General features: G+C 70.1%; 2 protein-coding genes. One reads left to right on the plus strand and one right to left on the minus strand.

The annotated features are described in order from the left end of the window. Positions 1-209 precede the first annotated feature (209 nt). A complete protein-coding gene (locus tag NBZ85_RS30995) occupies positions 210-692 on the minus strand; it encodes a PaaI family thioesterase (RefSeq protein WP_261559828.1) in 483 nt (160 codons plus the stop codon). Between the two features lie 546 nt (positions 693-1,238). Between NBZ85_RS30995 and NBZ85_RS31000 the strand changes: the two genes are divergently transcribed. Further along, on the plus strand, positions 1,239-1,541 hold a 303-nt coding region (locus NBZ85_RS31000; protein ID WP_261563407.1), incomplete at its 3' end, for an AMP-binding protein.

Here is a 1,541-nt window from a genome sequence, read left to right on the forward strand (position 1 = left end):
GGGCTGTTTCGTGTGTTTCGGCTGCGGCTTTGGTTGGGGATCTTGGTGTTCCGCTGAACCGGGGTGCGGGTGCGGGTGGATCCACGGCCCGTGGCGATCTCCATCCCGGCCCGATCCACGCCGGGGCACCGCACCGCGCACTGATCGGATGGCGTTGCCGACTTTCGGTGACCGCTGACGTCACCGCCGGCCTCAGCCCGCGGCCGGCCTCAGCCCGCGGAGGTCAGCAGGCAGGTGCAGCTTCCGTGCGCGACGAGCCTGCCGTCGGCATGGGTGACCTGGGCCTCGGCCGTCGCCGTCCGGCGCCCCAGGTGAACCGTCCGGCCGACGCATTCCAGCACCGACGCGTCGAGATTCACCGACCGGACGAAATTGACCTTCAGCTCCAACGTCGTGTAAAACATGTCGGCCGGCAGGCTCGTGTACACGGCGCTGCCCATCGCCGTGTCCATCAGTGTCGCGATGACGCCGCCGTGCACCGTGAACATCGCGTTGGCCGCGGCCGGTGACGGCAGCAGCGTCCAGACCGTCCGCCCCACCTCGAGGGTCCGCATCCGCACGCCCAGCGAGTGCCCCACGCCGACCCCCTCCGCGAGGCCATGCTCCAGCAGCACGCGCAGATCGCCGATGCGCTTGGCCGCCTCGGCGTGGTTGGCGGTCTCGGTCTGTGCGTTGATGCCGTTATGCTCCACGACTGCACCTCTCGGGGTCGGTTCCGTCGAGCCTGCCGGGTTCCGCCGAACCTGTCGTGTCCGCCCCGGACCGTCACCGGGAAATGGCTCGGTGCGCCGTGCCCAAATCGGACAGGCTGAGTATCCGGGCACGATATCCCTGTCGATGGACCGGTGTCGCCGGATCGCGTTCGCGTCGTGCTGGCCAGCCGGCAAACACCGGTCGAACGTCTGTTGACGCGGCGGGGCCGGCCATCGGAATATTCGGTTAACCGCGATAAGGCGAATCCTGGTATTCCTCGTCGAGAGAACCCGTGGGTCGATTCGGCGGGCTTATTGTCCGGGACGATGGATCGATAGGAGAGATGGCTCATTCGTTGACCCGCCGGTATCGGATTGTCAGGCTTGCGGAGGCGGCATCGGGCCGGCCGGAAGACCGATCGAAAGGCTCCACCGCCGCCGTCACGACGGACCGGGAGCGTTTCCCGACCGCCGGCCGTTTCCCGCCCCCGCGCGGCCACGCCCGGCCACCGTGGCGGACACCTGCCCAGGACGGGAGAGCATCTGATGCGAGGCACGACGCTGCCCGGCGCGCTCGACGAGGCGGCTGCGACGGGCCCCGACGTCGCGGTGACCTTCCCCAGCTCGGCCGAGCGACTGACCTTGGCCGAGCTCGCCGTGCGCACGACCGCGCTCGCCCGGTCCCTGGTCGCCGAGGGAGTGGCACCTGGGGAACGGGTCGGGGTGTTCAGCCGGAACAACGCCGACTTCCTGACCGCGGTCATCGCCGTCGGCCGGGCCGGCGCCGCGGCCTGCCCGCTGCCGCTGCCGACCTCGGCGGGCGACCTCGCCGGCTACGCCGCCCGGATC

The sequence above is a fragment of the Frankia tisae genome (genome assembly GCF_025403405.1).
Lineage (GTDB): Bacteria > Actinomycetota > Actinomycetes > Frankiales > Frankiaceae > Frankia > Frankia tisai.